Origin of the sequence: Pseudomonas brassicae, from assembly GCF_010671725.1 — a bacterium.
Lineage (GTDB): Bacteria > Pseudomonadota > Gammaproteobacteria > Pseudomonadales > Pseudomonadaceae > Aquipseudomonas > Aquipseudomonas brassicae.
In genome coordinates this window covers 1-981 of sequence record NZ_JAAHBU010000261.1, presented here as the reverse complement: position 1 = coordinate 981, position 981 = coordinate 1, and the positions used below count along the sequence as shown (strand labels likewise).

Here is a 981-nt window from a genome sequence, read left to right as displayed (position 1 = left end):
CTGGTGTGGCTAGAGGAGGGGCGTTTTTGGCATAAAAAACCCCGCCATGCAGCGGCTATCCTGTACGCTGCAGTCTCAGACCAACGGATCACCCACGTGCAAGATCTTCATGCCGTTGGTGCCACCAATGGTGTGGTAGCTGTCACCCTTGGTCAGGATGACCCAGTCACCTTGCTCGACCACGCCACGCTTGAGCAACTCGTCAACCGCCGCCTGGCTGACTTGCTCCGGCGCCAGCGCCGCAGGGTCGAACGGTACGGTGTACACACCACGGAACATCGCAACCCGCGCCTGGGTCTCGCGGTGCGGCGAGAAGGCGAAGATCGGGATCGACGAACGGATTCGCGACATGATCAGCGGGGTGTAGCCGCTCTCGGTCAAGGCAATGATCGCCTTCACGCCAGGGAAGTGGTTGGCGGTGTACATGGCGGCCAGCGCAATGCTCTCGTCGCAACGGCTGAACTGCGTGCCCATGCGGTGGCTGGAGGTCTTGCTGGTCGGGTGCTTTTCCGCGCCCAGGCAGATCCGCGCCATGGCCTGCACCGCTTCAAGCGGGTAGGCACCCGCCGCACTTTCTGCCGACAACATCACCGCGTCGGTGTAGTCGAGCACGGCGTTGGCCACGTCGGACACTTCGGCACGGGTCGGCATCGGGTTCTGGATCATCGACTCCATCATCTGGGTGGCGGTGATCACTGCCTTGTTGTGACGGCGTGCGTGCAGAATGATTTTCTTCTGGATGCCCACCAGCTCGGCATCACCAATCTCCACGCCCAGGTCACCCCGTGCCACCATCACCGCGTCACTGGCGCGGATCAGGCCGTCGAGGGTCTCGTCGTCAGCTACGGCTTCGGCACGTTCGATCTTGGCCACCAGCCAGGCAGTACCACCCGACTCGTCACGCAGGCGACGGGCATACTCCATGTCGCTGGCATCACGCGGGAACGACACGGCCAGGTAGTCCAGGTCCATCTCGGCGGC

General features: G+C 63.1%; 1 protein-coding gene. It reads right to left on the bottom strand.

All coding sequences use genetic code 11. From position 1 onward, the window contains the following. Positions 1-75: 75 nt before the first annotated feature. A partial coding sequence (pyk, locus tag G3436_RS17575) for a pyruvate kinase (RefSeq protein ID WP_163947447.1) occupies positions 76-981 on the bottom strand: 906 nt, incomplete at its 5' end.